Raw genomic sequence first — 3,618 nt, 5'->3', positions numbered from 1 at the left:
GAATCGGACCCGCGACCTCTCCCTTACCAAGGGAGTGCTCTACCACTGAGCCACAAGGGCGAAACTTCTGACAAACACATCCGATTGACTGGAGCGGGAAACGGGAATCGAACCCGTGTCATTAGCTTGGAAGGCTAAGGTTCTACCATTAAACTACTCCCGCACTGATTGCGCTGCACGAGTGGATGCAACGCCAATGCTTGGAAACCATTTCCAATTGCTCTCATCAACCGGCGCTAGCCAGTTTGCTGGTGGAGGAGACTGGATTCGAACCAGTGTAGGCGTAAGCCAACAGATTTACAGTCTGCCCCCTTTAGCCACTCGGGCACCCCTCCAGAAGCGAGTCTTAGATTATGCCATCCTTTTGTGACACGCCGCAAGTTGGTTCACAAAAATTTCACCATTGAACCGGGTTTTCGCCCTTTTGCTGCCAAAAAGCCTGGGCCTGTGCAAAGTGGCCGCAGCCCAAAAATGGCACAGGCGGCCGCAGGGCAGACAAGGGCGAAGGGTGATTGGCCTGCAAGACCAAATGCCTGTCCTCACCACCTGCAGCATCGATCAAGGCCTTTTTGGCTTGCGCATGCGCACCCCACAGCATGAAAACCACGGGTTCTGATCGCTGCGCCACGGCGACAACCAGCGCATCCGTCAACGCCTCCCAGCCCCAGCGGGCATGGCTCGCCGGCTGAGTGGCCTCAACCGTCAAGCAGGTGTTGAGCAGCAGCACCCCTTGCTGCGCCCAGCGCACCAAAGAGCCTTGCGCCGATGCAGGGACGCCCAGGCTTTGCTGCAACTCCTTGAAAATGTTGCGCAAGCTGGGCGGCACCCGCACACCCGCAGGCACCGAAAAAGCCAGCCCGTGCGCCTGCCCCGGGCCGTGGTAAGGGTCTTGCCCCAAAATCACCACGCGCACTTGGCTCAAAGGCGTCAAGGCCAATGCCCTGAAGGGCTCCGGGGGGTAAACGGTGTGGCCTGCTGCCAGCGCCTCATTCATGCGTGCGGACAGGGCCAGTCCGACCGGGCTGCGAAAAAAGTCCTCAATGCGTGAAGCCCAGCCCGCATCAAGCGTCGAAGCATCAGGCGGCCAGCGCTCCAAACGGTGGTCTGACGGGGGCGCCTCCCCCAAATCCAGACTTTGCTGAGTCAGCCAAGCAGTCATCAGGCAAAAAGCTTGGCCAGCGCCTCGCCGGGCTCATTGGCACGCATGAAGGCTTCGCCCACCAAGAACGCATTGACTTTCGCGTCGCGCATGCGCCGGACATCTTCCGGAGTTTGAATGCCACTTTCGGTGACCAACAAGCGATCGGCGGGCACATCGGCCAACATGTCGAGCGTGGTCTGCAATGACACCTCGAAGGTTTTCAGGTTGCGGTTGTTGATGCCCACCAGCCGAGTTTTCAGTTTCAGGGCACGGTCCAGCTCGGTGCGGTCGTGCACCTCCACCAACACAGCCATGTCCAGGCTGCGGGCCACGGCCTCCATGTCGGCCATGTGCGCATCGTCCAAACAGGCGGCGATGAGCAAAATGGCATCGGCCCCCATGGCTCGGGCTTCGTACACCTGGTAGGCATCGATCATGAAGTCCTTGCGCAACACCGGCAGGTCGCAGCTCGCGCGGGCTTGCTTGAGGTAATCCACGCTGCCCTGAAAAAACTGTTTGTCCGTCAAGACCGACAAGCAGGCGGCACCAAATTCGGCATAACTTTGGGCAATGTCGGCCGGGATGAACTCGGCCCGCAACACACCCTTGGACGGACTGGCCTTTTTGATCTCAGCGATCACAGCGGCCTGGCCTGCGGCGATCTTGGCGCGCATCGCCCCTTCGAAGTCACGCGTCAGCACGCGGCTTTCGGCATCGGCACGCACCACCGACAGGGGCTTTTGCGTCAAAGCCGCTGCAATTTCTTCGCGCTTGACCGCGACGATTTTGTCCAGGATGTCACTCATGATTTTCTTTCTGTCCGGGCTCAGAGGCAACGGTTTTCAAAATGCAAAAAAGATGCGGCGCATCAACCAAGTCAGCCGCAGCAACAAGGCCGAAATGCCCAAGGTCTTTCAGACCACCTTGTTCAGCCACATGGCTCAATCCGCCTTCTGGCCAAAGGCTACGAACTGCGCCAGCTTGGCTTTGGCCGAGCCGGACTCAATGGCCACCCGGGCGCGCGCCAAGCCGTCAGCGATGCTACTGGCCACATTGGCCGCATACAAGGCGGCGCCCGCGTTGATCATGACGATGTCGCGTGCTGCGCCCGGCTCATTGTCCAGCACGCCTCGCAGCATGGCCATGGATTGTTCGGGCGTGTCCACTTTCAAAGCCCGGTTGCTGGCCATGGGCAAGCCAAAGTCTTCGGGGTGGATTTCGTATTCGGTGATCTGGCCATTTTTCAACTCACCTACCAAGGTAGCCGAACCCAGACTGATCTCGTCCATGCCGTCGCGGCCATACACCACCAACGCGTGTTCGGCACCCAAGCGCTGCAATGCGCGCACCTGAATGCCCACCAAATCGGAGTGGAACACCCCCATCAAAATATGGGGCGCGTTGGCCGGGTTGGTCAATGGCCCGAGGATGTTGAACATCGTGCGCACACCCAGTTCTTTGCGCACCGGTGCGACATTTTTCATGGCCGGGTGGTGGTTGGGCGCGAACATGAAGCCAATGCCCACCTCCTCGATGGAGCGGGCAATCTGTTCTGGTTTGAGGTGGATGTTGCCGCCCAGAGCCTCAACCACATCGGCGCTGCCCGATTTACTGCTGACGCTGCGCCCGCCATGCTTGGCGGTTTTTGCCCCTGCGGCGGCTGCGACAAACATCGCGCAAGTCGATATGTTGAAGGTGTGGGCACCGTCGCCCCCCGTCCCCACGATGTCAACCAAGTGTGTGGGGTCTGCCACATGCACCTTGGTCGAAAACTCGCGCATCACTTGGGCGGCAGCAGTGATCTCGCCGATGGTTTCTTTCTTCACGCGCAAACCGGTGAGCAAGGCGGCCGTCATGACGGGCGACAACTCGCCGTTCATGATCATGCGCATGATGTGCAGCATCTCGTCGTGAAAGATTTCGCGGTGCTCGATGGTGCGTTGCAAGGCTTCCTGGGGGGTGATGGGCATGGTGGGATTCCTCTCGGGTGTTCGGGTTCGTTGAGAAAAGCGTCAATGCGCGGGCGCGTCGGTAAAAGCGAGCTTGAGCCCAAAACCGACAAACAGCAGGCCCGCCACACGGTCCAGGTGGCTCAAGCCGCGCTGCAGTCCAAACGAGTGCTGGGTCAGCCAAGCAGCTGCCCAGGCCCACGCCATGCACACGAGCAGGCTGTTGAGGTTGAACAAGCCGCCCAACAGCACAAAGGACCACGTCGGGTTCTGGGCATCCGCGGGTATGAATTGCGGCACAAAGGCCAAGAAAAACAGTGCCACTTTGGGGTTCAAAACATTTGTTGCGAAAGCGCCAAAGAATACGGCAAGCCTGCGCTGCACTTGACTTGTTGCGTCATCTGCTCGGCCTTGATCGCCCATGGGGTTTGTTGAGAACAGGACAGGGGTCTGCGGTGCGCGCCGCAAAAGTCGCACTCCCATCCACAACAGGTACAAGGCTCCGCCCCATTTGACCAAGTTGAAAGC

General features: G+C 59.3%; 4 protein-coding genes and 2 tRNA genes. All 6 read right to left on the bottom strand.

The window, feature by feature from the left end; translation table 11 throughout:
• Nucleotides 1-89: 89 nt before the first annotated feature.
• Nucleotides 90-163: transfer RNA gene (locus Q0341_RS06840), tRNA-Gly, on the bottom strand.
• A gap of 86 nt (nt 164-249) precedes the next feature.
• A tRNA-Tyr gene (locus tag Q0341_RS06835) sits at nt 250-335 on the bottom strand.
• 62 nt (nt 336-397) lie between these two features.
• On the bottom strand, nt 398-1,159 hold the full coding sequence (locus Q0341_RS06830) for a uracil-DNA glycosylase (RefSeq protein ID WP_299511454.1): 762 nt from the start codon (nt 1,157-1,159) through the stop codon (nt 398-400).
• Nucleotides 1,159-1,947, bottom strand: a complete 789-nt coding sequence (gene trpC / locus Q0341_RS06825; RefSeq protein WP_299511452.1) for an indole-3-glycerol phosphate synthase TrpC — start codon at nt 1,945-1,947, stop codon at nt 1,159-1,161. Before trpC ends, Q0341_RS06830 begins: the two co-directional genes overlap by 1 nt.
• Nucleotides 1,948-2,082: 135 nt before the next feature.
• Nucleotides 2,083-3,111, bottom strand: coding sequence for an anthranilate phosphoribosyltransferase (gene trpD / locus Q0341_RS06820; protein ID WP_299511450.1), 1,029 nt, complete (start codon nt 3,109-3,111; stop codon nt 2,083-2,085).
• A gap of 42 nt (nt 3,112-3,153) precedes the next feature.
• Entirely contained in the window at nt 3,154-3,609 is a 456-nt protein-coding gene (locus Q0341_RS06815; RefSeq protein WP_299511455.1) for a LysE family translocator, read from the bottom strand.
• Nucleotides 3,610-3,618 lie beyond the last annotated feature (9 nt).

Origin of the sequence: uncultured Limnohabitans sp. (genome assembly GCF_937889215.1) — a bacterium.
Taxonomy (GTDB): Bacteria; Pseudomonadota; Gammaproteobacteria; order Burkholderiales; family Burkholderiaceae_C; genus Limnohabitans_A.
Note: the sequence above shows the minus strand (reverse complement) of the source record. Positions and strands in the feature narration are given on the sequence as shown.

Excerpts from the sequence above, each read along its gene's own strand:
- Q0341_RS06830 (WP_299511454.1), bottom strand. The coding sequence starts at position 1,159 with ATGACTGCTTGGCTGACTCAGCAAAGTCTGGATTTGGGGGAGGCGCCC.
- trpC (WP_299511452.1), bottom strand. The coding sequence starts at position 1,947 with ATGAGTGACATCCTGGACAAAATCGTCGCGGTCAAGCGCGAAGAAATT.
- trpD (WP_299511450.1), bottom strand. The coding sequence starts at position 3,111 with ATGCCCATCACCCCCCAGGAAGCCTTGCAACGCACCATCGAGCACCGC.